At 46.6% G+C, this 23,295-nt stretch carries 22 protein-coding genes; 15 read left to right on the top strand and 7 right to left on the bottom strand.

All coding sequences use genetic code 11. The features are described 5' to 3' along the window. Positions 1–39 precede the first annotated feature (39 nt). A complete protein-coding gene (locus BUA14_RS02820; RefSeq protein WP_072771173.1) occupies positions 40–282 on the bottom strand; it encodes a DUF2164 domain-containing protein in 243 nt (80 codons plus the stop codon). Next, complete coding sequence (locus BUA14_RS02815) at positions 279–1,187, bottom strand: putative RNA methyltransferase (protein WP_072771206.1); 909 nt, start codon at positions 1,185–1,187, stop codon at positions 279–281. Before BUA14_RS02815 ends, BUA14_RS02820 begins: the two co-directional genes overlap by 4 nt. A gap of 129 nt (positions 1,188–1,316) precedes the next feature. On the opposite strand from BUA14_RS02815, the gene BUA14_RS02810 reads away from it, so the two are divergent. The 8 genes from BUA14_RS02810 to BUA14_RS02775 all read left to right on the top strand — a co-directional run bounded on the left by BUA14_RS02810 (position 1,317) and on the right by BUA14_RS02775 (position 9,402). Continuing rightward, a complete protein-coding gene (locus BUA14_RS02810) occupies positions 1,317–1,616 on the top strand; it encodes a hypothetical protein (RefSeq protein WP_178371604.1) in 300 nt (99 codons plus the stop codon). A 164-nt stretch (positions 1,617–1,780) separates the two neighbouring features. Further along, the gene (locus tag BUA14_RS02805; RefSeq protein WP_072771171.1) at positions 1,781–2,083 is read left to right on the top strand and encodes a zinc-ribbon domain containing protein; all 303 of its coding nucleotides are present in this window, start codon (positions 1,781–1,783) and stop codon (positions 2,081–2,083) included. Positions 2,084–2,266: 183 nt separating this feature from the next. Beyond that, positions 2,267–3,358 carry a serine hydrolase domain-containing protein gene (locus BUA14_RS02800; RefSeq protein ID WP_072771170.1) on the top strand — a complete coding sequence of 364 codons (1,092 nt, stop codon included), beginning with the start codon at positions 2,267–2,269 and terminating at the stop codon, positions 3,356–3,358. 219 nt (positions 3,359–3,577) lie between these two features. Next, positions 3,578–5,209, top strand: coding sequence for a methyl-accepting chemotaxis protein (locus BUA14_RS02795; protein WP_072771169.1), 1,632 nt, complete (start codon positions 3,578–3,580; stop codon positions 5,207–5,209). Positions 5,210–5,374: 165 nt separating this feature from the next. Beyond that, the gene (locus tag BUA14_RS02790) at positions 5,375–6,376 is read left to right on the top strand and encodes an acetylxylan esterase (RefSeq protein WP_072771168.1); all 1,002 of its coding nucleotides are present in this window, start codon (positions 5,375–5,377) and stop codon (positions 6,374–6,376) included. Between the two features lie 237 nt (positions 6,377–6,613). Then, positions 6,614–6,886 (top strand): CD3324 family protein, encoded by a 273-nt coding sequence (locus tag BUA14_RS02785; RefSeq protein WP_015942661.1) that lies wholly within the window; start codon positions 6,614–6,616, stop codon positions 6,884–6,886. 159 nt (positions 6,887–7,045) lie between these two features. Next, positions 7,046–8,716: an ATP-binding protein gene (locus BUA14_RS02780; RefSeq protein ID WP_072771205.1), complete on the top strand. Its 1,671-nt coding sequence runs from the start codon at positions 7,046–7,048 to the stop codon at positions 8,714–8,716. Continuing rightward, positions 8,713–9,402, top strand: coding sequence for a response regulator transcription factor (locus tag BUA14_RS02775; protein WP_072771167.1), 690 nt, complete (start codon positions 8,713–8,715; stop codon positions 9,400–9,402). Before BUA14_RS02780 ends, BUA14_RS02775 begins: the two co-directional genes overlap by 4 nt. Positions 9,403–9,523: 121 nt before the next feature. On the opposite strand, the gene BUA14_RS02770 is transcribed toward BUA14_RS02775, so the two are convergent. Genes BUA14_RS02770 through BUA14_RS02755 form a run of 4 tightly spaced genes read right to left on the bottom strand, consistent with a single transcriptional unit; the run spans position 9,524 to position 13,930 of the window. Beyond that, the gene (locus BUA14_RS02770) at positions 9,524–10,321 is read right to left on the bottom strand and encodes a dimethyl sulfoxide reductase anchor subunit family protein (protein ID WP_072771166.1); all 798 of its coding nucleotides are present in this window, start codon (positions 10,319–10,321) and stop codon (positions 9,524–9,526) included. A gap of 28 nt (positions 10,322–10,349) precedes the next feature. Next, positions 10,350–10,919: a DMSO/selenate family reductase complex B subunit gene (locus BUA14_RS02765; RefSeq protein WP_072771165.1), complete on the bottom strand. Its 570-nt coding sequence runs from the start codon at positions 10,917–10,919 to the stop codon at positions 10,350–10,352. Positions 10,920–10,946: 27 nt separating this feature from the next. Continuing rightward, positions 10,947–13,292, bottom strand: coding sequence for a DMSO/selenate family reductase complex A subunit (locus tag BUA14_RS02760; protein WP_072771164.1), 2,346 nt, complete (start codon positions 13,290–13,292; stop codon positions 10,947–10,949). Between the two features lie 2 nt (positions 13,293–13,294). Beyond that, positions 13,295–13,930: a TorD/DmsD family molecular chaperone gene (locus tag BUA14_RS02755; protein ID WP_072771163.1), complete on the bottom strand. Its 636-nt coding sequence runs from the start codon at positions 13,928–13,930 to the stop codon at positions 13,295–13,297. Positions 13,931–14,629: 699 nt separating this feature from the next. On the opposite strand from BUA14_RS02755, the gene feoB reads away from it, so the two are divergent. Together feoB and BUA14_RS02745 are read left to right on the top strand one after the other, a co-directional pair. Beyond that, the gene (gene feoB, locus BUA14_RS02750; RefSeq protein WP_072771162.1) at positions 14,630–16,984 is read left to right on the top strand and encodes a ferrous iron transport protein B; all 2,355 of its coding nucleotides are present in this window, start codon (positions 14,630–14,632) and stop codon (positions 16,982–16,984) included. Between the two features lie 4 nt (positions 16,985–16,988). Beyond that, positions 16,989–17,147, top strand: a complete 159-nt coding sequence (locus tag BUA14_RS02745; protein WP_072771161.1) for a FeoB-associated Cys-rich membrane protein — start codon at positions 16,989–16,991, stop codon at positions 17,145–17,147. A gap of 62 nt (positions 17,148–17,209) precedes the next feature. Here the strand turns inward: BUA14_RS02745 and BUA14_RS02740 are convergent, their stop codons facing one another. Beyond that, positions 17,210–17,671, bottom strand: a complete 462-nt coding sequence (locus tag BUA14_RS02740) for a hypothetical protein (protein WP_072771160.1) — start codon at positions 17,669–17,671, stop codon at positions 17,210–17,212. Between the two features lie 208 nt (positions 17,672–17,879). Between BUA14_RS02740 and BUA14_RS02735 the strand changes: the two genes are divergently transcribed. The 5 genes from BUA14_RS02735 (at position 17,880) to hydA (ending at position 23,042) form a co-directional block, all read left to right on the top strand. After that, complete coding sequence (locus tag BUA14_RS02735; protein WP_072771159.1) at positions 17,880–18,803, top strand: ketopantoate reductase family protein; 924 nt, start codon at positions 17,880–17,882, stop codon at positions 18,801–18,803. Between the two features lie 161 nt (positions 18,804–18,964). After that, complete coding sequence (locus BUA14_RS02730) at positions 18,965–19,288, top strand: MFS transporter (RefSeq protein WP_207649523.1); 324 nt, start codon at positions 18,965–18,967, stop codon at positions 19,286–19,288. 172 nt (positions 19,289–19,460) lie between these two features. Next, positions 19,461–20,732, top strand: a complete 1,272-nt coding sequence (locus BUA14_RS02725; protein ID WP_072771157.1) for a serpin family protein — start codon at positions 19,461–19,463, stop codon at positions 20,730–20,732. A gap of 206 nt (positions 20,733–20,938) precedes the next feature. Then, positions 20,939–21,601: a GntR family transcriptional regulator gene (locus BUA14_RS02720; RefSeq protein WP_072771156.1), complete on the top strand. Its 663-nt coding sequence runs from the start codon at positions 20,939–20,941 to the stop codon at positions 21,599–21,601. Positions 21,602–21,659: 58 nt separating this feature from the next. Then, a complete protein-coding gene (hydA, locus tag BUA14_RS02715) occupies positions 21,660–23,042 on the top strand; it encodes a dihydropyrimidinase (RefSeq protein ID WP_072771155.1) in 1,383 nt (460 codons plus the stop codon). Positions 23,043–23,295 lie beyond the last annotated feature (253 nt).

The following is a 23,295-nucleotide window of genomic DNA, read 5'->3' as shown; positions in this document are numbered from 1 at the left end:
GGGGGGGCGCCCCTACAGAGGTGGGGCTATTAAGGCGGGTTAGCGATAAATTTGCAAAGAGAGCAAATCCTCGGTCCGCTCATTCATAAATTGGTAGGAATCAGAGACTCCTTGATTGTAGAATTCCGGGGCCAATTCTTTAATGATAAAATCCAGCAGGAGGCTGGAAGCCAAAGCCCCTATTTCTTCATCCCGTTCCTGCAGGAAGTATCTTTGGATGGCGGCAGCCATCCCTTCTTTTTGCTCTTTGCTTAGCTTAATCCGAGTTGCTTCCTTTTTCATGACCGTACCTCCCTTTTTTGTCCTACCATAATGGTCAAGTCTATAGTAATCTCAAGGGACTCCAGCTTAAGAACTTTCTCGATCCGGGCCTCTTCAGCCCCCCAGGTGAGAGGGGTCATCCGGACCAGGTTCCCAATCAGCGGCTGGTCCAAAGCCACAGAGTAGCGAAGGGGCACCAGCTTACAGAGTTGCAGATGGTTTTCAAAAAGTTCTAGGGTTTTGGCATTGGAGTAATCCTGTTTTTCCGTTTTTTCGTAAAAAATTCCCCGTAATTCTTTGAGATAGTCTTTTTCGGGAACGACCTTGATGACCAGCCCGTCATCGGCGAGGATTCTTGCGAACTCGGAGTAATTGGCAGGGGATAAAATATTCAAAATCACATCGAACTGCTGATCGCCAAAGGGGCATTGAGCCAGATCCGCTACACACCAAAAGATGCTCCCGTAATCCCGGGCCGCCATTTGAATCCCTTCTTTGGCAAGGTCCATTCCTATACCTAAAGGCTGTATTCCCTTGCTCTGCAAAAGTTTTTGTTGGATGTTGGCCAGATGAGATCCCTCGCCGCAACCGGCATCCACAATGTTTAGGGAAGGGTCTTGAGCCTTACCTTCTGAGTTGTTCAAAAGGTTGCCGATCAAGGTACAAAGCAGCTCGTTCAGAGGCTCGAAGAAGCCGCTTTGAGCGAGGAGTTTCCGTGCTTCGAACAATTGCTTATTGTATTTGGTCTTAATTCCATGGGATAATAAGTTGACATAGCCTTGTTTGGCCAAATCAAAACAATGCTTATCCCGGCAGATTAAACTCTTCTTATTAATGAGCGCCATGGAGTTATGGCAGATAGGGCATTTCAATAGGCCGGCATATTTGTCCGCCAGGCCGTCGTTAAGGAGAACACTTTTGGGCATCTTCGGCATCCTTTCACTTCCATGTGGTGACAGTCCACAGTACTGTCTTTTATCATAGCAAGAATTTGGGAGCTTGAAAAGTTAGCGGGCCGATGTTCATTATAATTCGGCTCTACGGAGAGAGGGAGAATGAAAATGAGAAAGAGCATGATGTTTTCGGGGTTAGCCCTGGTCTTGATGATGTTTATCCTGACAGGATGCATTCCAGGGGATGGTTCCTATGATTTTGACAATCCGGCCGGTTTTTTGTCCGGTGTCTGGCATGGCTGGATTGCGCCCCTTTCCCTGATTATGGGGATATTCAGTGAGACGGTCAGAGTCTATGAAGTGTTTAACACCGGCTGGTGGTATGATTTTGGCTTTTATATTGCCGTAATCAGCGGTTTTGGAGGGTTGTCCCTGTCCCGAAAAAATAAGAAAGATAAATAAAAGCGAGATCTATTTGACTTATCACCCAATTGCTGGTATAGTAAGTATGCCCGTTAAATTAATATTGGATTTTGTAAGAACCTTCTTGTGTTGCCTAAAGCGCTGGGAAGTGATGAAAATTCCTTTTAAGTAGCGGCAATTAAACTATCGGAGGTTTTTTTATTATGTATCAAGAAAAAGTAATCACTTGTAAAGATTGTGGCGCTGAGTTTGTATTCTCCGTGTCAGAGCAAGAATTCTACGCAGAAAAAGGCTTCACCAATGAGCCTGGCCGTTGCCCTTCCTGCCGTGCGGCAAGAAAGCAACAATCCCGTGGCGGCAATGGTGGTGGCTACCAACGTCAGGAACGCCAAATGTATCCAGCAGTCTGTGCTTCCTGCGGCGTAGATACCATGGTGCCTTTCCAACCCAGTGGTGACAAACCGGTTTACTGCCGCGATTGCTTCACACCACGCAGCCGTTACTAAGATTTAACAAAAGACCTTTTTGAGGTAAAGCCTTGGGTCAATAAGGATAATTTCAGTTTTGAAGATTTGCCGCAGGATTTTGAAGTCCTGCGGCTTTTCTACCTGCATTGATTTTGTGATTGAGATGAGGATAGGGAATCCTTAAATGAACGCTGACTGTCTGAAATATGGAGTGGGCATAAAATGAAATCTAAAATACTGCTATTGATGGCAATGCTGATTGGATGTGTTTACCTGACCGGCTGTGGAAGGATTGCTGAGCCGGATCAAGGAACGGTCATGGAAGAAAGGGATCAACAAAACCCAGAGCAGCAGGATGTCTTTGTTTGGGAATGGCAATATGGCGCTCCCGAGGATCACGGCCTAAACGGTGATACATTGGAGTCACTTCATTCCACATATGACACTACTCAGATTCTAGCCTCCGTCATTTTCAAAGATGGACACATAGTTGATGAGTACTACAAGGATAGTTATGATAAGGCAAGCTTGTTTTTGCTGCATTCCTGCTCGAAAAGCGTGACGAGTGCGCTGATCGGCATTGCCATAGACAAAGGATATATTGAGAGTGTGGACGTTCCAATATCAGAGTACTTCCCGCAAATTCTTGAGTCTGATGACAACCGTTTGAAACAGATTACCCTGGGGCATTTGCTTACCAATACTTCAGGTTTTGATAGCAGCGATACCGAATACTGGCGCGAATGGCGGAACTCGGAGAACTGGGTGGATTTTGTGCTGAATCGTCCGATTACGTCAACACCGGGTACCGTATTCAGCTATTCTACCGGAAATACTCATTTGCTGGCGGCTATACTTCAAAAAGCAACGGGAAAAACTGCCTATGAATTTGGAAAAGAGTTCTTGTTCGATTTAATTGGTATGGATAGCGTTCAATGCAATATGGATTCACAGGGTATTTCAGACGGCGGCAATGGTTTCTCCATGACGGTTTATGATATGGTGAAGCTTGGTTTGCTGTATCATAACGGAGGGCTTTGGGGAGAACAGCAAATTATTTCAAGAGAGTGGGTTGAGGAATCCACAAGACTTCAATTCAAACGGTCATCAGGAACTGCTGATTACGGATACCAATGGTGGGTACGTACATTTGGAGAAGAACAATATGACGCCTTTTTTGCTCAGGGGCATGGAGGGCAGTACATCTTTGTAATACCGGAATTAGAGCTGATCATAGCTTTCACAAGCAATCATAACGGCAGCAGCGATATGTATTGGCAGTTTGTTAACGACATAGTTGCAGCATCAGACTGATGGAGCGTGTGTCCCAAGTTGGGACACATTTTTTTGATGCATCAATGGGAAAGATGCGTGCTGAATAAGGAGGATTTTCATAAACATCCTTATTGGAGGAATGCTAATTCCTGAGAAGACTTTTAGTAGATAGCAACTATAATAATTATAAAATAATGATAGGAAAATCAAAAATTGTTTGATATGATATGAGATAATACTTTCTACATAGCAGGGATTTTGGAGTTGAAAGGCTGGGGATGTCGGGTGACGATACGATCCACACTAAGAGCCATCGTAGTACTTTTATTGCTTTTTTCTGTTACCAGCACAGTGGTCGTCTTTTACCAATTAGAAAAAATGCAGCAGGATGGTGCTGTCATTAATACGGCGGGAGTGGTCAGGGGGGCAACCCAGAGACTCATCAAGCTGGAGATGGCAAAGCAACCTAATGATGAGCTTATCCAAAAATTGGATGGAATTATCGAAGGGTTGATTCAAGGTGACGAGAGCTTGGGCCTGCCCAAGGCTGTTGACGAGATGTTTATTCAAGAGATGAACAAGGTGAAAAGTGAATGGCAGTCCTTGAAGGGTACCATTGAATCAGCCCGTCGCAGTGGGGATACGACCTCTCTTGTTCAGGAAAGCGAGACCTATTTTGCCACCACCAACGCAGCGGTAGCAGCTGCTGAAGGGTTCTCCGCCGCCAAAGTTAAAGCCTTAAAAGTGATTCAATCTGTACTTATGGTGTTTAATCTTATCCTTTTAATCGTCATCTGGTTTATGAGCTCCAATCGGATTTCTCAGCCTATTCATAAGCTGATCGGGATCGTCGAACATCTCAATGTATCCGAGAACATCCCCGAGCACTTCATGAACCGTAAGGATGAAGTGGGAGGTCTCTCCCGTGCCTTCCAGGGGGTGATTCATAATATTCGCGACCTGGTGGCAGGGCTGGCCCTTTCCTCGGAGAAACTGGCTGATTCAGCAGCCTTCTTGGGGAATATCAGTCAGGAATCTTCCACCGCAGCCATGGAAATTGCCAAAACCATCGAAGGAATTGCCCTCGGGGCCAGCGACCAAGCCAATGAGATTCAAAACGGTGTCGCTCAAATGGATGTCCTGGGACATTTAGTGGCAGAGGATCAAAAGAAGGTGGAGGATCTGCGCCAAGCAACGGATCGAGTGGAACAACTTAAAGATGAGGGAACCATGATTCTGGCGGATCTGATTAAAATTACTTATCAAAATGGGAAGAGCGCTCAAGAGGTTCAGGAGACCATTCTGGAAACCAATGAAAGCGCTAAAAATATTGTGGAAGCCAGCTTGAAGATCAAGGAGATCGCCGCCCAAACCAATCTCTTGGCCCTTAATGCCGCTATTGAAGCGGCCAGAGCAGGTGAACAGGGGCGGGGCTTCGCGGTGGTGGCTGAGGAGATTCGCAAGTTGGCGGAAGAATCCAATCGCTTCACTACAGAGATCGAAAACATCACTAAAGTATTAACCCTTAAGACCCGGGAAGCGGTGGTCAAGATGGGCGAAATGGATTCAGTGGTCAAGATTCAGTCGGAAAGCGTCTCGGCCACCGAGACCAAATTCGCAGGCATTGCCGAGGCTATCGACAGAATCCAGGGATATACGGAGATTATCAGCAACTCTACAGATGGGATAGCCGATAAAAATCAGTCCATTATGAACATGATTCAGAGCCTTTCGGCTATTTCTGAGGAAAGTGCAGCAAGCACCCAGGAAGTATCCGCATCGGTGCAGGAGCAGACGGCAGCCATGGATCAGATCGCCGGGGCCAGTCAGGAACTGGCGGCTCTTGCTGAAGAGCTTGAATCCAGCATGCAGCAATTTACCCAAAGATAAAAAGAGAAGATTAAGAGGAGTGAGCCATCTAAAAGTGGGTCACTCCTTCATTATCTTCTGGATTTAGAGAAGACGGTTGAGGGATAGGGAGGTTTTTGGAGGCCTTTTTAAGAAATATAGAAATACTAGAGTGGATTAAGACTAAGTTGGTAGAGGTGAAGGCCAATGACGATAATTCAAGATGCCATACAGCAATTAGAAACCATCCCTTATCGAGGAGTGCGGCCTGAAGACTTTAAGGAATTCTGGCTGGAGAGCCTGAGAAGGGATGCCCAAACCAAGGCTCTCCTGGAGCTTGAAGCAATCGCTTATCCCTTGTCCAAGGTGGAAGTCTTCTCAGCCACCGTGCTATCCGGGGATCGGATAAAGCTCAAGGGTTATTATCTGCGCCCCAGAACTATTGGCCCCCATGAGACCTTGCCCGGTCTGGTGCGCTTTCATGGGTATTCCGGCAACCGGGGGCAAATCTCGGAACTCCTCTTGTGGGCCTTGCAGGGGTATGCTATCCTGGCTCTGGATGTCCGGGGGCAATGCGGAGAAACACCGGATTCCAGAGTCTATCCCTCGGGAGCTTTTTCCGGATGGTTGACTTTGGGTTTGGAATCGCCTCATACTCATTATCTCCGCCAAGTCTACCTGGATGGAGTTCGGGCCGTGGAGGCTCTGGCTAATCAGCCGGAGGTGGACGAAAAGCGCATCGGCTGTATGGGCAAAAGCCAAGGGGGAGGATTAGCAGTCATAGCAGGAGGGGTGATCAACGCTCTGGGGCAAGAAGTCAACTTAAAGGGCGGGGTGAAGGCAGTGAGTGCTGCGATACCCTTTCTGGCTGATTTCCGCAGAAGCTACCAGCTGCAAAGAGGTGGACCCCTGGAGGAGCTTGCTTGGTATTTTCAACTTCATGACCCGGAACATCAGCAAGAGGAAAAAGTCTTTACCACCCTGGACTATTTTGATGGGGTTCACTTTGCTCCCTGGCTGGGAAAAGAAACTGCCTGCCTGGTATCCATGGGCTTAAAGGATACAGTCTGCACGCCTGCTACTGTCTATTCGCTGTATAAGGCGATCTGTGGAGAAAAGAAACTGCTGGTCTATCCGGAATATGGGCATGAATCGCCGGATGGGTTTGTGGATCGGCAGATAGAGTTTTTCGCCAAGGAACTTCTTTAGGATTATAATTATTCTTTCCATTGCTTTTAAATCGGGCAGCCTCTAAAATAAACTTGTAGTCCGGATCTACAATCTCTGCTGAAAGGGGATGGTTAAATTGATCAAGGATATTTATGAGGTGGCAAACCTCTAGATAAATATTCGGGTGTAGAGGCATGGTCGTTGTTTCCTGAGCACTGCTGAGGACAGGCCATGTCCTATGCCGCATTTTTTGAACCTATTTTCAGGAGGAGATTTATGGAGTATCAGAATGCTAAAAATATATTGCCTGAGAAGCTTATTGACGAAATTCAAAAATATATACAAGGACAAACCCTTTATATTCCCCGCAAAACATCCCACAAGACCGGTTGGGGTGAAATGAACGGAACCAAAGCTGCTTTACGGGAAAGAAATCAAAGTATTATGAGGCTGTACCGGGTGGGAAGCCGGATTGAGGATATTGCGGCCCAATATTATCTTTCGCCGGATAGTGTCAGAAAAATTGTCAGCACCCAAAACATGGACTGAACCCAATTGCTTTGCTGCTGATACAGTCAGCGTGAAAAAGAAACACCGATGCTGCCTTTTACAGGTGGTATCGGTGTTTCTTTTCACGCCTGGAAGAGTTTTTTCTTATTAGTGTTTTATAGAGCAAGCTTTAATGTTAAGATAGACAGGGGTGTTTTATTGAAAGTCAAAAAACTAAAATATCAGCTTATTATTCCTACGGTGATCATCGTGTTCATTTTAATGAGCATCAACATAGTGCTGGTATTTCAAATTCAACAAAAGCAAGCGGTTAACGAACTGAAGGAAAAGGGTCTGGCCCTGACCCAACAATTGGATTCCACTTGGGAATTTTTATCCATCAATCAACATAGGATCAATACCAGTGCCAAAGGCGACTTTGATTTTAAAGGGCTCAACTGTTCTACGGCAGGAATGAGTATCGGCGTCATTTTTGCTGAAAAAAACGGCTATAAGATCCGATATGTGAATACGAATCCCCGTAATCCTTTGAATGAGCCTGATCCTTTTGAAAAAAGGGTATTAGAAAAATTTTCGAATGATACCGCAATAGATTCCTATTGGGAATTAGTCAAAGAAGAGGGACAGCGCTATTTCTGCTATGTCACCCCCATGCGCATTGATGAAACCTGTCTGGAATGCCATGGTGAACCGGCGGGAGAAATGGATATTTCCGGTTATGCTAAAGAGGGCATGAAGATCGGTGATTTGGCCGGTGCGATCAGCATTACCATGCCCACAACCATTCAGGATCAGGCCCTTGTTTTTAACATGTTCTGGCAATGTATGACCTTTACTTTACTGATCATAGGTTGTGTTTTAGCCATCTATTACTTTGTGACCAAACGGGTAACCAAGCCCATAGAGCATTTGGAAACTGCGGTAAAGCAAGTTGGTGAAGGAGATTTGAACGTTGATCTGCAAAACTTCAGGGCGGCAGAGGAAATTGAAGGCTTAGCAGAGCATTTTGACAACATGGCCAAACAATTGAAAGAGCTGTACTCTGATTTAGAACATAAAGTGGAGCTGCGGACCGCAGAGTTGGGGAAAGCCAATGAGCAACTGCAAATCAAGCAAGTGCAGCTGGAAAAGGTCAATACCTTATTAAAAGAAGACAGTCAGTATAAAGCCGATTTCCTGGCGATGGTCAGCCATGAGTTGAGAACGCCCTTGACGGCCATCATCATCTTTGCGGAGATTCTCCTGAAAAAGAACCGGTTTGAAGACTCCTCGGAAGAACAAATCCTTTGTGAAATCAAAGAGAACAGCGAAGTATTGCTCCACATGATTAATAATATTCTGGATCTGGCACGCCTGGAAACCGGTAGGAATTCTCTGTCGATAGAGACGGTGGACTTAGTGGATGTCATTAATAATGTGGAATGCGTGATTCGCCCCTTAGCCCAGCGCAATGATATTCACCTGACGGCCAGAGTCGAACGTGGCGTGCCCCTCATTCAAGGAGATTATGAGAAGGTGCGCAGAATCATCGAAAATTTAGCGGGGAATGCCATTAAATTTACGCCTTTGGGCGGCAAGGTGAATATTCAAGCCTCTTTGGCAGAGGACCCGCACTATGTTAAGATCACGGTTCAGGATGACGGGATAGGGATCTCCAAAGAAAATCAAGCGTATATCTTTGAAAAGTTTATTCAGGTGGATTCATCCTCCTCAAGGCAATATAATGGCAGCGGATTGGGATTAGCCTTGGCTAAGGAACTTACCGAGCTCCATGGCGGGGTTATTTCCGTAGAAAGCGATTTGAATAAGGGCAGCACCTTCATGGTGCTGCTGCCCATTGAAAGACCGCAAAGGGGAGATGCAAAATGAAGATCATGTTGGTCGATGATGAGAGAAGCATTCAAAAGGCTGTTGAATATATCGTACGGGAAAATGGCTATCAGTTTTGCTATGTGGATAATGGACTGGAGGCCCTTGAAGTTTTTGCCGGAGAATCCCCTGACCTGCTGATTCTGGACGTTATGCTGCCGGGACTGGATGGGTTTGCCGTGTGTGAGAAAATTCGCTCCTTCAGCGATGTACCCATTATTTTTCTATCAGCCAAAGGGGATATTGTCGATAAAGGGATTGGCTTTAAAATGGGGGGAGATGACTATCTTGTTAAGCCCTTCAGCTCTATGGAACTGGATTTTCGGATTAAGGCCTTGCTGCGCAGACCCCATCGCCTGGAAGATGAACCGAGTAACAGTGATGAAGTCTTAAAAGTCGGTGATTTAGAGATGCGCTTAAATGAGTATGAGGTTTACTCCGGTGGTGAAAAGGTGGAGCTGACCGCTAAGGAATTTGAGGTCCTGGCTTTTTTGGCCAAAAACCGGGGGCAGGTCTTTACCCGGGAGCAGTTGCTGGATAAAATCTGGGGTCTGGATTTTGAGGGAGATACCAATACGGTTACGGTATTTATTCGCCGCATCCGCGAGAAGATCGAAGCTGATCCGGCAAAGCCTCAACATATATTGACCGTATGGGGAGTTGGGTATAAATTCAGATCCAAGTGAGGCTGGGTTAATTCCAAACGGTATTGCCTATAGTTGATAACAAAAGGAACTGTCCTGGCTGAGAGGCCGGATAGTTCCTTCTTTTGGTGTGCCACGCATGAGCGCAATCTAACGGGTGAGATTAGCTTAAGGGAAGATAGAATAAGTATCTGCCAATCAATTCACCAACGAACAAGAGCCCGAAGGAGATGTAAAGCAGTTCGGATTTTTTCGGGTCTTTAAAATATAAGTAGACCAGCAGGAGAGCTGCCAAGGCTGAACAGAACCAACGGACTAAGGATATGGCAGGATTAAGAGTGGCGAGGCTTGACCCTAAAGCTGCTATGAAAGCGAACTGAATAATGAAGGCGGCTAAAACAGCCAGCAAGGTGGGCAGCTTGATCGCCTCAAAGGAGCCGCGGGTGCTTTTAAAGACTGGGAAAAAGACGAGGTTAATCAGCACGGCCCCTAAGATGATGGTGGAACCATAGAAACCGATCAGGGTATTAAGGCTGTTCCAGGGCTCAAAAATCGTATGGCTATAGAGGGAGCCCATGGCAAAGATTACGGCCAGTCCGGCGATGCCGGCAACGGCCAGCAAGGCTTGCGAAAGGTGCTGTGTTTTCCAGTTAACTGCTAATGAGACGGAGATTAAGGCAATAAACAAGACGGTAAACAGGATTTCACGGCTTAACCAAGAAGCGCCAAGATTGGTAATGGCGTTGACGGCGTTGAGTGGATAGCCAATATCGAAAAATGAGAAACCAAGGCCGAGAACGGAAAGAACAGTCAAGACAGTTAAGCTTTTTAGGTTGGCTTTTTGCAAGGTGTCTTTTGCGAGCACTTTTTTAAGCAGGATATTAAAAAGCATAAGCATGATGCAGCCGCCCACAGCGGATTGAATAGCCAGGGTGAATAGATACAAAGGCCATGAATGCATAGTAGTAATCCCTCCTATGATCGCTGTATTATCTCTTATGAGGTTTGAGGACTATATTAGGGTGGGTCTCATCTGATGAGGGTAAATCCGGAGAATCGGCCAGTGTGCCATACTTCGCCCGCAACTCTTCAATGGGGCCGTAATCAAGAGCTTCATAGGGACAGGCGGCCACACATACGGGAGTCTCACCTTGACTGAGCAAATCTGCGCAGAAGTCACATTTGGACATCCGGCCGGCTTCCTTGTTGTATTGGGGTGCGCCATAGGGGCAAGCCCATGTGCAATAGCGGCAGCCGATACAGCGGTTTTGATTCACAGAGACAATACCGGTTTCCGAATCCTTGTGCATTGCACCGCTGGGGCAAGCTTCCGTGCATTTCGGATGCTCACAATGATTGCAGGAGATGGATGTAAAAAAAGCATAGGCATTGTGAGCGTATCCTTGATTAAAAGGGGTAAATTCCCCGCCGTCGGTTTCCTTGATGCGCCGGAAAAGACGGCCTGGTTCCAGATCATTTTTATCATTGCAACTGGTCTGACAGGCATGACAGCCGCTGCATCTGCTTTGGTTAATATAAAAACCATACTGTACACTCATCAATATCCCTCCTTAAATTCCTGGTCTTTATAATTTGCTTATTTCCACCAGGCTGGTATGTTGAGTATTGCCATGAGAAAGAGCGGTTTTTCTTAAGGTAGTCAGGACGTTAAGATTGCCGTTAGTGCAACCGCCTTTGCCATCGGGAGTAAACCAGGATCCTGTGGGGGCGGCGATAACTCCGGGAATAACTCGTGATGTAACCCGGGCTTGGAGCATGGTCGTGCCACGATCGTTAAATACTTTGACCCGGTCGCCGGTAACAATGTTTCTGGGTTTTGCATCCATGGGGTTGATCCATACTTCCTGGACCATGGCTTGCTGCAGCCAGGGATTATTATAAAAGGTGGAGTTGTCTCTTGCTTTCGTTTTCCAGCCAATCAGCTGCAGGGGATATTTTTCGGTTAACTCATCTTCCGGTCCTTCCCAGGCCGGTACGTAAACAGGTATAGCGGGAATTTCGGGGTTATGCATATCGTAAAGGGTCTTGGAGAAGAGCTCTATTTTGCCGGATGGGGTGGGGAAAGGATTGTTGACCGGATCTTCGATCTGATCCTGGAAAGCTACCCGGGGACCGTCATAATGGAATTTGCTGATGCCTACTTTCTCCAGCTCCTCCCAGGAAAGGGTTTCCGGATACTTGGCTCGGGTCTCATCGACAATCCAGCGCACCCATTCTTCCTCTGTCTTGCCGTCGGTGAAGACATCCTTTGCTCCCAGCTTATCCGCTACTTCAGCCAACCAGTCATATTCGGAACGGCTTTCATAATAATTATCCACAATCTTTTGGGAGAGAATGAAGTAATCCCCATTATTCCAGGTTGCGCCGATATTATAACGTTCAAAGAAGGTGTTGCCGGGCAGGAGAATGTCCGCATAGCGGGCACTGGGGGTCATGAACAGGTCGCTGACTACGATGAATTCCACGAGGCTCTCATCTTCTAAAACTCTGATCGTGCGATTGATATCAGGATTTTGATTGGCTATGAAATCTCCGGCCAAGTTCAAAAGCATTTTGATCGGACTGTTCAGTTTGTCCACACCCAGCAATCCTTCTGCCGGGGTGACTTTTTCGGGGCATTCAATGGCATCGACCCAGGATAAGGTGGGAATAGCTCCGGGATAAGGATTCGGTACGTCAGGAAGCCCAATGCAGCCTTTGCGGCTCAGACCGATATAGCCGCCGGCCCAGCCGCCAAGAACGCCTACATTGCCGGTAATGGAAGCCAGCATGGTAGCACCGAGAGCGGTTCTTTCTCCGCAGGAATGCCGTTGGGGGCCCCAGCCCTGGATAAGGGCCGCCGGTTTCGTGGTGGCATATTCCCGGGCAATACGGCGAATGGTTTCAGCAGGAACTTTGCAGATAACCTCTGCCCATTCCGGGGTTTTCTCCACTCCATCCTTTTTGCCGAAGAGGTAAGATACTAAAGATTCATGGGCGGGTACGCCTTCGGGCATATGTTCTTCATCAAAGCCCTGGACGTATTGATCCAGAAAGGCTTGATCATGCAGATTCTCGCTGACGATCACATGAGCCATCGCGTCCATCAGGGCATTATCTGTCGTAGGCAGCAAGGGAATCCATTCGTCGGCAAAAGCCACAGCCGTATTGGAGTTGCGGGGATCGACGCAGATAAACTTACAGCCGCGGTTTTTCATTTGACGGAAGTAATAATTGGAGGCGCCAAAAATGGTCTCGGTGGTATTGTGTCCCCAAAGGATAACCAGCTTGGTGTCTTTTAAGCTGTCCAGACTGCTGGCGGTAGCGGCGACCCCATAGACATAAGGGGTGGCAGTGCCTGTATTACCCATACTGACTGAATTGTATAAGGGGAGATAACCGCCGGTGGCGCTTAGGAAACGACCGCCAAGACCCATACGGTAAATTACGCCGCCGGTATCCCCAGTGCCTACATTGCAATATCTTGATTCAGGTCCATATTGATCAAAGATGCGCCGGGTTTCTGTGGCAATGGTATCAATGGCTTCTTCCCAGGAGATCTGTTCAAATTTTCCTTCTCCCCGTTTGCCCACCCGTTTCATGGGGTACTTCAAGCGATCAGGGTGATAGAGATGTTTGCGATAGCTCCGTCCCCGCAGGCAGGCTTTCATATTGGCACCGGGTTCGTCTTCTTCGTAAGCGCTCCGCGTACTGATTCTTGTGATTACGCCGTCTTTCACATGAGCTTTAATCAGGCAACGGCCGCCGCAGTCCTGTGTGCTGGCGGTGGGGATGATTTGTTCTCCTGCGGAAGCCCCTTCGCCGCCGGTTAAGGAAGCGTTTTGACTGCAGGCGGTTAATGACATAAGTCCTGTTCCCATGGCCCCCAGGGTGGCAGACCACTTTAAGAAACTTCTTCTTGATAGGTTCATCACTAGCTTACCTCCTCCAGATGTTCAAACATCTCACATTCCATGTCCAAAAATTCTTTCAGTAACTGTCCGCCGCCTCGATACAGCAGGCAGTTGGTTGACTTCTCCAGAAATTGGAGGAACTCATCTTTCCAGGTGGCAAGATGTTTCTGAATAAACTCTTTTTGATCCCTAAGCAGCTCTGTTTGCTGGACGCCATCCTCACTTGCCAGATATTGGCCAATCAGATAAATCATAAACTCCAATTCCACTGCCAGGTGGTCTTCGGGTTGCCGGTTCTTGTGAATCGACTCGAGATGATACTTGCAGTAGAATTCTCTCACTGCCAAGGTGCGTTCCCCGAACATCAAATGCTCCGGGTCAAAATAGACGGACTCCCAGATGGGTACAAGTACCTGTCCGGGGCCTACAAAAAGCCTCTGATACTCAGCTTGAAGTGCTTGGCAAAGTGTTTCAGGATAATCGTCTTTGTTCGTAACTAAGAAATCGTTAATGCTCTGTGCTCCGGAACTTATATGAGCCAGTTCCTTCAGTCCAGGCTGCTCTTGTAATTGTTTTAGGCTTTCAGGGTTTAAAGGTTGTTCAAATAAGTACTTGAGTAGTTGATAAACATATAAGCGCCCTTCATGTACACCCATGTCTTTCCCTCCTTTCGTCGCCAGCCAACGTCTATACTCTAACAGTTAATTATTAATGTCTTGTAACAAGATATTACAAAAATATTAATGAAATATTAATCTGTGATTTTTTTTATACAATCAGGAACTTATCCACAGAAATATCCACAAACCTGTGGATAAAGGGGATAACTTTGTTAATAAACCGAAAAGTAATATTTTGGGAGCCGATTAATCTTGGACATCTTTTTAAACCTCCTTCTTAATAGGAAAAAACGAGGGCAGAAGCTAATGCTTAGCTAAGCAATAACTCTGCCCTGTTGTGTTAAAAGGGGACGCCGCTAATCGCTTCACTTTTTTTGTGATCTTTGGCAAACTCAGGGAAACCCATTGGCCGTTGATAAATTAACTTGCCCATTAATTGGCTGAAATTAAAATAATTTTCTCCTCGATTATGATTTAATGCTCACCTGAATTCTACAATAATTACACTGTTTATTCGACAGGTAAGTAAAACCAAATCAGGACGAAAGATGAAAGCAAAGCATCTATGATAAAAAGTTAATAAGCTCCGAAAAAAGCATAAGACATTTTTGGATAAAATTTAAAATCCCTATTGATTATAGTGTAGGTTGGACTATACTAACTTTTGGGTGGAGAAAATAAAGGCATATCAAATGGCGCTTATGCTAAACACATCATGCACTAAAGGAGAATTATATGAAGCTTAATGAACTGGAAATAAGCCGGAGCGCCTCCATCATTTCCGTAGGCGGAAAAGGCGCTCTGCGTCAGCATTTTCTTGATATGGGCGTCATTCCCGGTGCCATCGTAACTATGGTTAAGCTGGCACCCTTAGGAGACCCTATGGAAGTGCGCATCCATGGCTATGAATTGACACTGCGCCTGGCCGATGCAGAAAAAATCGAGATCCTGCCGGTTGCTGAGGCGGAACCATTAGCGGAGAGCTCCAAGAAAAGGGAGCTGGCCAAGCATCCCGGCCTTGGGGAGACCGGGATATTTCACACGAAAGCGGACGGAGACCCGCTGCCGGACAGCCAACTCCTGACCTTTGCCTTAGCAGGCAATCAGAACTGTGGCAAGACAACTCTGTTTAACCAACTGACCGGCTCCAACCAACGGGTGGGCAACTTTCCGGGAGTGACGGTGGATAGAAAAGACGGCGTCATCAAGGGACATGCCAATACTCTGGTCACCGACCTGCCGGGGATCTACTCCATGTCTCCTTACAGCAATGAAGAGCTGGTAACCCGCCAGTTTTTGCTTCAGGATAAGCCTAAGGGGATCATTAACATTGTAGATGCTACGAATATCGAAAGAAACCTGTATCTTACCATACAGTTGATGGAATTGAATATTCCCATGGTGTTGGCCTTGAACATGATGGATGAAGTGCGGGAAAACGGCGGTTCTATTCACATTAATGAAATGGAGAACAGGCTGGGAATACCCGTTGTTCCCATTTCTGCTTCCAAGAACGAAGGAATCCAGGAACTGGTGGATCACGCTATTCATGTGGCCCAAAATCAGGAACGGCCCGGCAGGATGGATTTTTGCGATCCGGACCATGATAACGGCGCTGTTCACCGCTGTCTTCATGCCATCATCCATCTGATTGAGGATCATGCCAAACGGGCTCAGATTCCTTTGCGCTTCGCCGCCAGCAAGGTTGCCGAAGGGGATGAGGAAATTCTCAAAGCGCTGAATTTGAATCAAAACGAGCTGGAGCTCCTCGATCATATTATTCAGCAGATGGAAGATGAAAGAGGCTTGGATCATGGGGCAGCCATTGCCGATATGCGGTTCAAATTTATCAAAGAAATATGCGACGCCACGGTGGTTAAACCTAAGGAGAGCAAGGAATACGCCAGAAGTGTGGCCATTGATAATGTACTGACGGGGAAATATACAGCCATTCCAGCCTTTGTGGGTATTATGAGTCTGGTTTTCTGGCTGACCTTCGGCGTGATCGGCACCTGGTTGGCAGATGGCCTCGACCTGGGAATTACCTGGCTGTCGGAGTTGGTGGATCTGGGACTGACCGCCTACGGGATTAACTCCGTTGTCCACTCGTTGATTATCGACGGTATTTTTGCCGGTGTGGGCAGTGTGCTGAGCTTTTTGCCGATTATTGTGACTTTATTCTTTTTCTTATCCATCCTTGAAGATAGCGGTTATATGGCCAGAGTAGCTTTTGTCATGGATAAGCTTTTAAGAAAAATCGGCCTTTCCGGCCGCAGTATTGTGCCGATGCTGATCGGCTTTGGCTGCTCTGTTCCCGGGGTTATGGCCAGCAGGACTCTTCCATCCGAACGGGACCGGAAGATGACCATTCTGTTGACCCCTTTTATGAGCTGCTCCGCTAAACTGCCAATCTACGCTCTCTTTACAGCGGCATTCTTCCCCAGATATGGGGCTTTGGTGATGATTGGGCTGTACTTTACCGGCATTGTGACGGGGGTAGTATTTGCTTTGCTTTTAAAGGGCACTATGTTCAAAGGAGAACCGGTCCCTTTTGTGATGGAATTGCCCAATTATCGCATGCCTGGGTTCAAGAATGTCTGGCAGCTTCTGTGGGATAAGGCCAAGGACTTTATTACCAGAGCATTTACGGTGATCTTTGTCGCAACGATCATTATTTGGTTCCTGCAGTATTTTGACCCTCGCTTAAATGCGGTCTCCGATTCCCAAGACAGCCTCTTGGCTTTGGTTTCGGGTATTATTGCTCCGATTTTCGTACCGCTTGGTTTTGGGGATTGGCGGATTTCGACGGCCCTGATCACGGGATTTATGGCCAAAGAAAGCGTCGTTTCCACTTTGACCGTGTTATTGGGGGGCTCCACTGCTTCCTTGTCCACCATGTTCACTCCCTTTTCGGCCATCGTATTTCTGGTATTCACCTTGTTGTATACTCCCTGTGTGGCGGCCATCGCCTCCGTAAGGCGTGAACTTGGCGGAAAATGGGCTGTAGGTGTAGCGGTTATGCAATGTGTTATTGCCTGGGTAGTGGCCCTGTTCGTCAATCTCCTTGGCATAATGATGGGATGGGTGTAAAGCAATGAACGGATGGAGTGTTTTGCTTCTGGTGCTCATTATGGCGGGCTTTTTGATGGCTGTACGTTCTATCTGGAGGAACAGGGATAACCCTTGCGGGGGCTGCAGTGGAGACTGCAGTTCCTGCAAGCATCCCAATCCTCCGGATCAAGCTGAAAAATAAAAGGAACTCCGGCGGGGAAACCTACCCATAGAAAAAGCCAGATTTTATTCTGGCTTTAAGTATTACTCAATGGATTGAATTTTAAAATCGTCAATGAGCCATTGTCCTTCGATTTTTTTGACCGGCATGGAGTACTCGATGGTTTCCCGATAAGCCGAGCCATTATCGTGACCGGATACTTTAATGATGCAGTAAACATTGCCGCTGGTTTCGGTCTCAATATTCACACGTATAATATCCACGGAATCCACTGCTTGAGTGAGTCGATTATCTATGAAGGACTGTTTGAAATCGGCAAAGCGTCCTTGCATGATCTTGGCCTGGTCAGGAGTTAAAAAAGGGAGCTCGTTCTCACCGGTCCAGGTAGTGTAATCAATGTTAAAGGCAGCTGTAAAGTAGTCGTTGACTAAGGTTTCTATGGCAGCTTTATCGGGGGCATACTGATCATCTGAGCCCATGCATCCGGTAAAGGTCAAGAGGATGAACAGCAGGGCAACCCATAGCAACCTTTTCTTTTTGTTCACGAAAAAACCTCCTTATAGTAGTGCAAGAGTATTTGCTTTTTACGACTAACTAATAAATTCTGCTTAGCAATTTGAAATACCTTTATTTCCTCAATAGGACATTATTATGGACAGGAGCAGGTTAATCTTTCAATATCTGAAGATTTGAGTAAAATAGAATATAGAGAAATTGATCTGTCAAAATAGCGAAAAGAAAGGACTAGAGACCATGAACATAACCATAGTGGGTGCAGGAGCTACCGGAGGATACTTTGGCGCAAGATTGGCGGCAAGCGGGCTTAATGTCACGTTCTTAGTCCGTGAGAAGCGGGCGGCTCAGCTGAGGGAAAAGGGCTTGGTGATCAAGAGTGTGGTAGAGGATTTAACCCTTGCGACCCCTCAGATAGCCATTAATGCGGAGGATATTCCTGCCTGCGACTTAGTGTTGCTGGGATTGAAAAACTACCAACTGGCGGCAAGTCTTCCCCAGCTCAAGGTCTTAGTGAATGGGGGTGCTAAAATATTGCCTTTCCTCAATGGGGTAGAGCATTTTGAAATACTGGCTAAAGAGCTTGGCCAGGAGAATGTCCTGGGTGGTGTCTGCAAAATCATCTCCACTCTCGACTCGGAAGGAACCATTCATCATACCAGCAAAGTTCACCAGATCATCTTTGGCGAATTGGAACCCACCGGCAAGGAGTTTTGCCTGGGGCTGGAACAAGCCATGGCGAAGGCTAACTTTAAGGTGAAATATACGGAGAATATCTTGAACGAAATCTGGAGTAAGTATGCCTTTATCACCGTATTCTCCGGGGTTACCTCCGCTGGAGATCTGACCACGGATCAAATTTATGCTCATGAGGCCACGGTAAAAGTCTACCGCCGTTCTCTGGAAGAGATGAAAGGCCTGGCCGATGCCTACGGAGTAGCCTTAAGTGAAGAGTTCGTGGAGCAGAATGTGGAAGGGCTGCCGAAATACGCAAAAGGCTCCACATCCTCTATGCATCAAGACATGCGCAAAGGATTGTTCCTGGAAGTGGAGAGCCTTCAGGGGGCCGCAATTCGCTTGGCCGGCAGAAAGAATATGGAACTGCCCACCATTGAAACTTTGTATGGGCTGATTAAACCCTATGAGATGGGGAGTATCGGGTAAGGAGAGTTGCTTTTCAGAAGCAGGTTCGGACGTGGTGGAATAGAGGAAAAGGCTTAAGAATAAAAGTGATTCTTAGGCCTTTTTGCCCTATACTTGTTTATGCAAGTATTACCCTCGGGAACCTGTTTATATTTCTTGGTTTTCAAATGCTTCTCCCGATCATGCCGGTATTTGCTCTTGAATTAGGCGGAACGGAAGCATGGGCGGGTATGGTTACAGGGATGTTTACATTGGCATCCGTGATCATGAGGCCTATCACTGGGTTCCCGGTATTGTGTTTTTACTTCTTTTGCGTTTCATCAACGGCTTTAGGCTGGGGTGCTTCCAGTACAGCCAGTAGTACTATCGCCACAGATATTATTCCCAAAGCCCGTATGGGAGAAGGGATGGGCTACTTTGGCCTGACAGGTACGCTGGCCATGGCAGTGGGACCGGATTCGACCTGGGCATTGGCGTGGGGCTATGCTTTGGGGCGCTGTTGCTGAGCTGGTCGGCTATCAGGCCATTTATCTTTGGGCATTGCTTCCTATTGGAATTGCCTTTGTGATTTATTGGAAAGCCCAGCACACCATGGGCTTATAGTTTTCGGGGATTAATTTTTTTCGTGTCAGCTTTTGGCTTGGATAAACGTCTTAATCTTTGATAGGAGGGAAGGCTATGAAGCAAAAATATCGATTAATGGTAACTTGGGCCTTAGTGGCGGTGCTGCTGGGCATGACTCTGACCGGCTGTTCAGGAAACTCCAAAGTAGCTGCCGGGGATTTGATGAAGGGGATTACTAAAAATCCTGTCCAGCTTCCCCAGGAAATGGGTGGAGAGTTGAATCAAGCGCTGCTGGATTTCACTTGGAAGTTGTTTAGGGAAAGCGGCGTCGACAACGGGAATGTCATGATCTCGGCACCCTCTGTCTATCTAGCTTTAGGGATGGCTTTAAATGGTGCCGACGGAGAGACCAGAGAAGCTATGCTCAAAGCTCTGTCTGCCCAAAACATAAAGCTGGAAGACTTTAATGCAGGTTTGTCCGCATGGAGCAATTCCTTGATGGATGAGAAAAATAAGACTGATGTGCGTATTGCTAATTCGATCTGGATTCGCAATGGCTTTGAGGCCGCTCCGGCTTTTCTGCAGACCAATGGGGATTATTATCAAGCAGGCATAAGAAGTCTTGATTTTGCCGATCCCTCGGCCCCTAAGATCATCAATCAATGGGTGGAAGAGAAAACAGAGGGAACCATCGATAAGATCATTGAAACGCTGGATGATAATTTAATGATGTATCTTATCAATGCGATCTACTTTAAAGGGGATTGGCAGGAGCCGTTTAAGGCTGGAAGAACCTACGCGGGAACCTTCTCTGCCCCGGCAGGCAGTGTAGAAACCCCATTTATGAGACGAAGCGGGAATATGGATTATATCCAGGGTCAAGGGGCTACGGGGGTCATTCTTCCTTACACCGATGAGCGCTTTGCTTTCGTAGGGATCTTGCCTGAAGAAGGCCAATCACCCCGGGATTTTATCAACACGATTACTGCTACAGACATGCTGAAATTAATCAGCTCGAAAAAGATCAAGAACGTTGACCTTTCTCTGCCGAAATTTGCAAGCAGCTATGAAAATGAACTGCAGGATGAACTCAATGCCTTGGGAATGGCCATAGCATTTGATCCTTCCCGCGCCGATTTCTCATTAATGAATAAGGCCCATAACAAGGACCTTTTTATCGGGGGAGTAAAGCATAAAACCTATATTAAAGTGGATGAAAAGGGAACAGAAGCCGCTGCAGTAACAGGAGTAGAGGTCAACACGACCAGTATGCCCATCGATCTTACCCAAGTCGTATTTGACCGGCCTTTTGTCTATGCCATCATCGATTGGCAGACCAATAGCCCGTTATTTGTGGGAATCATGGAAGATCCAACTCTTCGTTGAGTTTGGGTTTAGCTGCAAATCCCTCTAAAACCCAGATAAGCTGATCTTATCTGGGTTTAGAGGGATTTTTGTTTTTGGTGGGGTATAGGTTGCTTCTGTTTAGCCAATATGCCTAACAAAAAGGGGATGAATAGGCAGGAATTAGGGAAATAATAACGAATATACTTATTCAGAAGACTGTCGACATAGAACTTGAGGGGGATATTATGAGTGCAATAACAAAAAGCCTGCCATTTCATCTTCAAATATATGAGATTCTTAAAGGCAAAATATTGAATGGTGAGATCAGCCGTGGCGAAAGACTTTATGAGAATAAGATTTCTCAGGAGTTGGGGGTTAGCCGCAGCCCCGTGCGAGAGGCTTTACGCATGCTCGAACAGGATGAATTGGTTGTGGTAACGTCTACGGGGCTGGTTGTTAACCCGATGGAATTTTCGGATATGGAAGAAATCTATCAATGCAGGATGGCCTTAGAGCCTTTCGCCGCGAAAATCTCCGCAGATAAGCTGACCAATGAAGATTTGGATACCCTGCGCAACCTTGTGACCCAAGCTCGGGTCTATCATAATCAAAAGGCCTACGAGAAAGTGGTCGAGTCAAACACCCAATTTCACGATATTATTATTCAGAGCAGCGGCAACAGCCGCCTGATTGGAATCATTGAAAAAATTCGCTCACTCATTATTCTTTCGCGGAAAACAGAATTTGAATGTTACCAGAGAGAAGGGGATTACCTGGATGAGCATGAAGGGGTATTGGCAGCCCTCACCCAAAGAAATGGGGACGAGGCCGAGAGATTGCTGAGAACTCATATCATGAACGATTTTGAGTTCTATAGCTTGGCTTATGAAAAAGTATTAAAGAATTAAAATGGATTCACCCGAAACAGCTGCCGGGAATTTTAAAGTAGAAAGTGGGGGGTAGGAAATGAAAAAGCTTATTAGAAATGGTACGATCATAACCGCTTCAGAATATTGCCGGGCAGATCTCTTGATTGAGGATGGAAAAATAGCCTGTATCGGGACAAATATCGGGGATGAGGCCGATGTTAAGATTGATGCTCAGGATAAGCTTATCTTTCCGGGCGGAATCGATGCTCATGTCCATATGAATGTCCCCTGTTCTGATGGCAGCGTGTCGGCAGGATATGATACGGAAACGATGGCAGCCGCAATAGGCGGGACCACCACGATTCTTGATTACGTCCTGCAGGAATACGGCAAGAGTATGCAGGAAAGTATCGATGGCGCTTCTGCCTTGGCTGTGAACCAGGCCGCTGTTGATTATGGGTTTCATGTCATCGTAACCAACCCGGATGCTCAGACGATTGCAGAGATCGAAGACCTCATCCCTTCCGGGATTACTTCCTTTAAGCTGTTTATGGCCAATGATTTAGCTTTGGATGATCAACAATTGCTTAAATTTATGGAAGAATTAGCTCGTTTAGGCGGACTGGCTTGTGTCCACGCGGAAAATGGAGCGATTATCGCTTACCTGCAAAACAAACACCGGCAGAAAAAACAACTTGAACCTTACTATCACTTTCAGAGCCGCCCTTTAAGCAGTGAAAATGAAGCGATTAACCGGGCTATTACCTTGGCGAAGACGGCTGACTGTGCTATGCTCGTTGCCCATGTCAGCAATCTGGAGGGAGTCAAGATCATAACCGGAGCACGGGCTTCTACCCCGATTTACATAGAGTCCTGTCCCCATTATCTGGTCCTGGACGATGAGGAATATGGGCAGGGTGAATTCACAACAGCCAAATATGTCATATCTCCTCCATTGCGCAGCAAAGAGGAAAAAGAAAAATTATGGGTGGGAATTAAAAATAAAGCTATAGATATTATTTCCTCAGATCACAATGGGTTTAACTATGCTACCCATAAGCAACTCGGCAAAGAAGACTATACTCGTATTCCCAATGGCGGACCGGGAATCGAGCAGCGCTTCACCCTGATGTATCATGCTTTAACCGAACGGGGAATAGATCTTTCGCGATTTGTCGATCTTATCGCTACAAAACCGGCGAAGATCTTTGGTTTATTTCCGCAAAAAGGGACGATCGCTCCGGGAAGCGATGCCGATCTTGTGATCTTCGATCCGGAGCTGGAATGGACGATTACGGCAAAGGAGCAGCAGCAGGCTTCTGACTACACTCCATACGAAGGATTGAGAATGAAAGGCGGGGTCGCTAAGGTTCTGCTGCGGGGAGAAGTGATTGTCGACGCAGGAAAATACGTTGGCAAGCCAGGGGATGGGAAATTTATAGCTCGTCAAACCTTACGAAGCCAGAACGGCAAAGTATAAAATTCCCTATTGGCCCAGCTTAAAACCGAGGAAGCAGCAGCTTCACTCGGTTTTAAACATTAATCCACTGCGCTCAGAATGAATGGATTAATCCAAATAGTGTCAATGAAATATTTTCTCTGAATTTGCTAAAATTTTTGAAGGATTATTGGCAAGAACCAAGAATATATATACTGTCGACAGTCTATTAACTACAGTATACAATATTAGGGAAGGAGTAGAACTGAATATACTCATATCCTTGGGTCAAGCT

Source organism: Desulfitobacterium chlororespirans DSM 11544, from assembly GCF_900143285.1.
Classification (GTDB): domain Bacteria; phylum Bacillota; class Desulfitobacteriia; order Desulfitobacteriales; family Desulfitobacteriaceae; genus Desulfitobacterium; species Desulfitobacterium chlororespirans.
Note: the sequence above shows the minus strand (reverse complement) of the source record. Positions and strands in the feature narration are given on the sequence as shown.

Coding starts and splice junctions, on each gene's coding strand:
- BUA14_RS02730 (WP_207649523.1), top strand. CDS start 18,965: ATGCCGGTATTTGCTCTTGAATTAGGCGGAACGGAAGCATGGGCGGGT.
- BUA14_RS02725 (WP_072771157.1), top strand. CDS start 19,461: ATGAAGCAAAAATATCGATTAATGGTAACTTGGGCCTTAGTGGCGGTG.
- BUA14_RS02820 (WP_072771173.1), bottom strand. CDS start 282: ATGAAAAAGGAAGCAACTCGGATTAAGCTAAGCAAAGAGCAAAAAGAA.
- BUA14_RS02735 (WP_072771159.1), top strand. CDS start 17,880: ATGAACATAACCATAGTGGGTGCAGGAGCTACCGGAGGATACTTTGGC.
- BUA14_RS02765 (WP_072771165.1), bottom strand. CDS start 10,919: ATGAGTGTACAGTATGGTTTTTATATTAACCAAAGCAGATGCAGCGGC.
- BUA14_RS02800 (WP_072771170.1), top strand. CDS start 2,267: ATGAAATCTAAAATACTGCTATTGATGGCAATGCTGATTGGATGTGTT.
- hydA (WP_072771155.1), top strand. CDS start 21,660: ATGAAAAAGCTTATTAGAAATGGTACGATCATAACCGCTTCAGAATAT.
- BUA14_RS02745 (WP_072771161.1), top strand. CDS start 16,989: ATGAACGGATGGAGTGTTTTGCTTCTGGTGCTCATTATGGCGGGCTTT.
- BUA14_RS02770 (WP_072771166.1), bottom strand. CDS start 10,321: ATGCATTCATGGCCTTTGTATCTATTCACCCTGGCTATTCAATCCGCT.
- BUA14_RS02755 (WP_072771163.1), bottom strand. CDS start 13,930: ATGGGTGTACATGAAGGGCGCTTATATGTTTATCAACTACTCAAGTAC.
- BUA14_RS02775 (WP_072771167.1), top strand. CDS start 8,713: ATGAAGATCATGTTGGTCGATGATGAGAGAAGCATTCAAAAGGCTGTT.
- BUA14_RS02785 (WP_015942661.1), top strand. CDS start 6,614: ATGGAGTATCAGAATGCTAAAAATATATTGCCTGAGAAGCTTATTGAC.
- BUA14_RS02810 (WP_178371604.1), top strand. CDS start 1,317: ATGAAAATGAGAAAGAGCATGATGTTTTCGGGGTTAGCCCTGGTCTTG.
- BUA14_RS02805 (WP_072771171.1), top strand. CDS start 1,781: ATGTATCAAGAAAAAGTAATCACTTGTAAAGATTGTGGCGCTGAGTTT.
- BUA14_RS02790 (WP_072771168.1), top strand. CDS start 5,375: ATGACGATAATTCAAGATGCCATACAGCAATTAGAAACCATCCCTTAT.
- BUA14_RS02815 (WP_072771206.1), bottom strand. CDS start 1,187: ATGCCCAAAAGTGTTCTCCTTAACGACGGCCTGGCGGACAAATATGCC.
- BUA14_RS02720 (WP_072771156.1), top strand. CDS start 20,939: ATGAGTGCAATAACAAAAAGCCTGCCATTTCATCTTCAAATATATGAG.
- feoB (WP_072771162.1), top strand. CDS start 14,630: ATGAAGCTTAATGAACTGGAAATAAGCCGGAGCGCCTCCATCATTTCC.
- BUA14_RS02760 (WP_072771164.1), bottom strand. CDS start 13,292: ATGAACCTATCAAGAAGAAGTTTCTTAAAGTGGTCTGCCACCCTGGGG.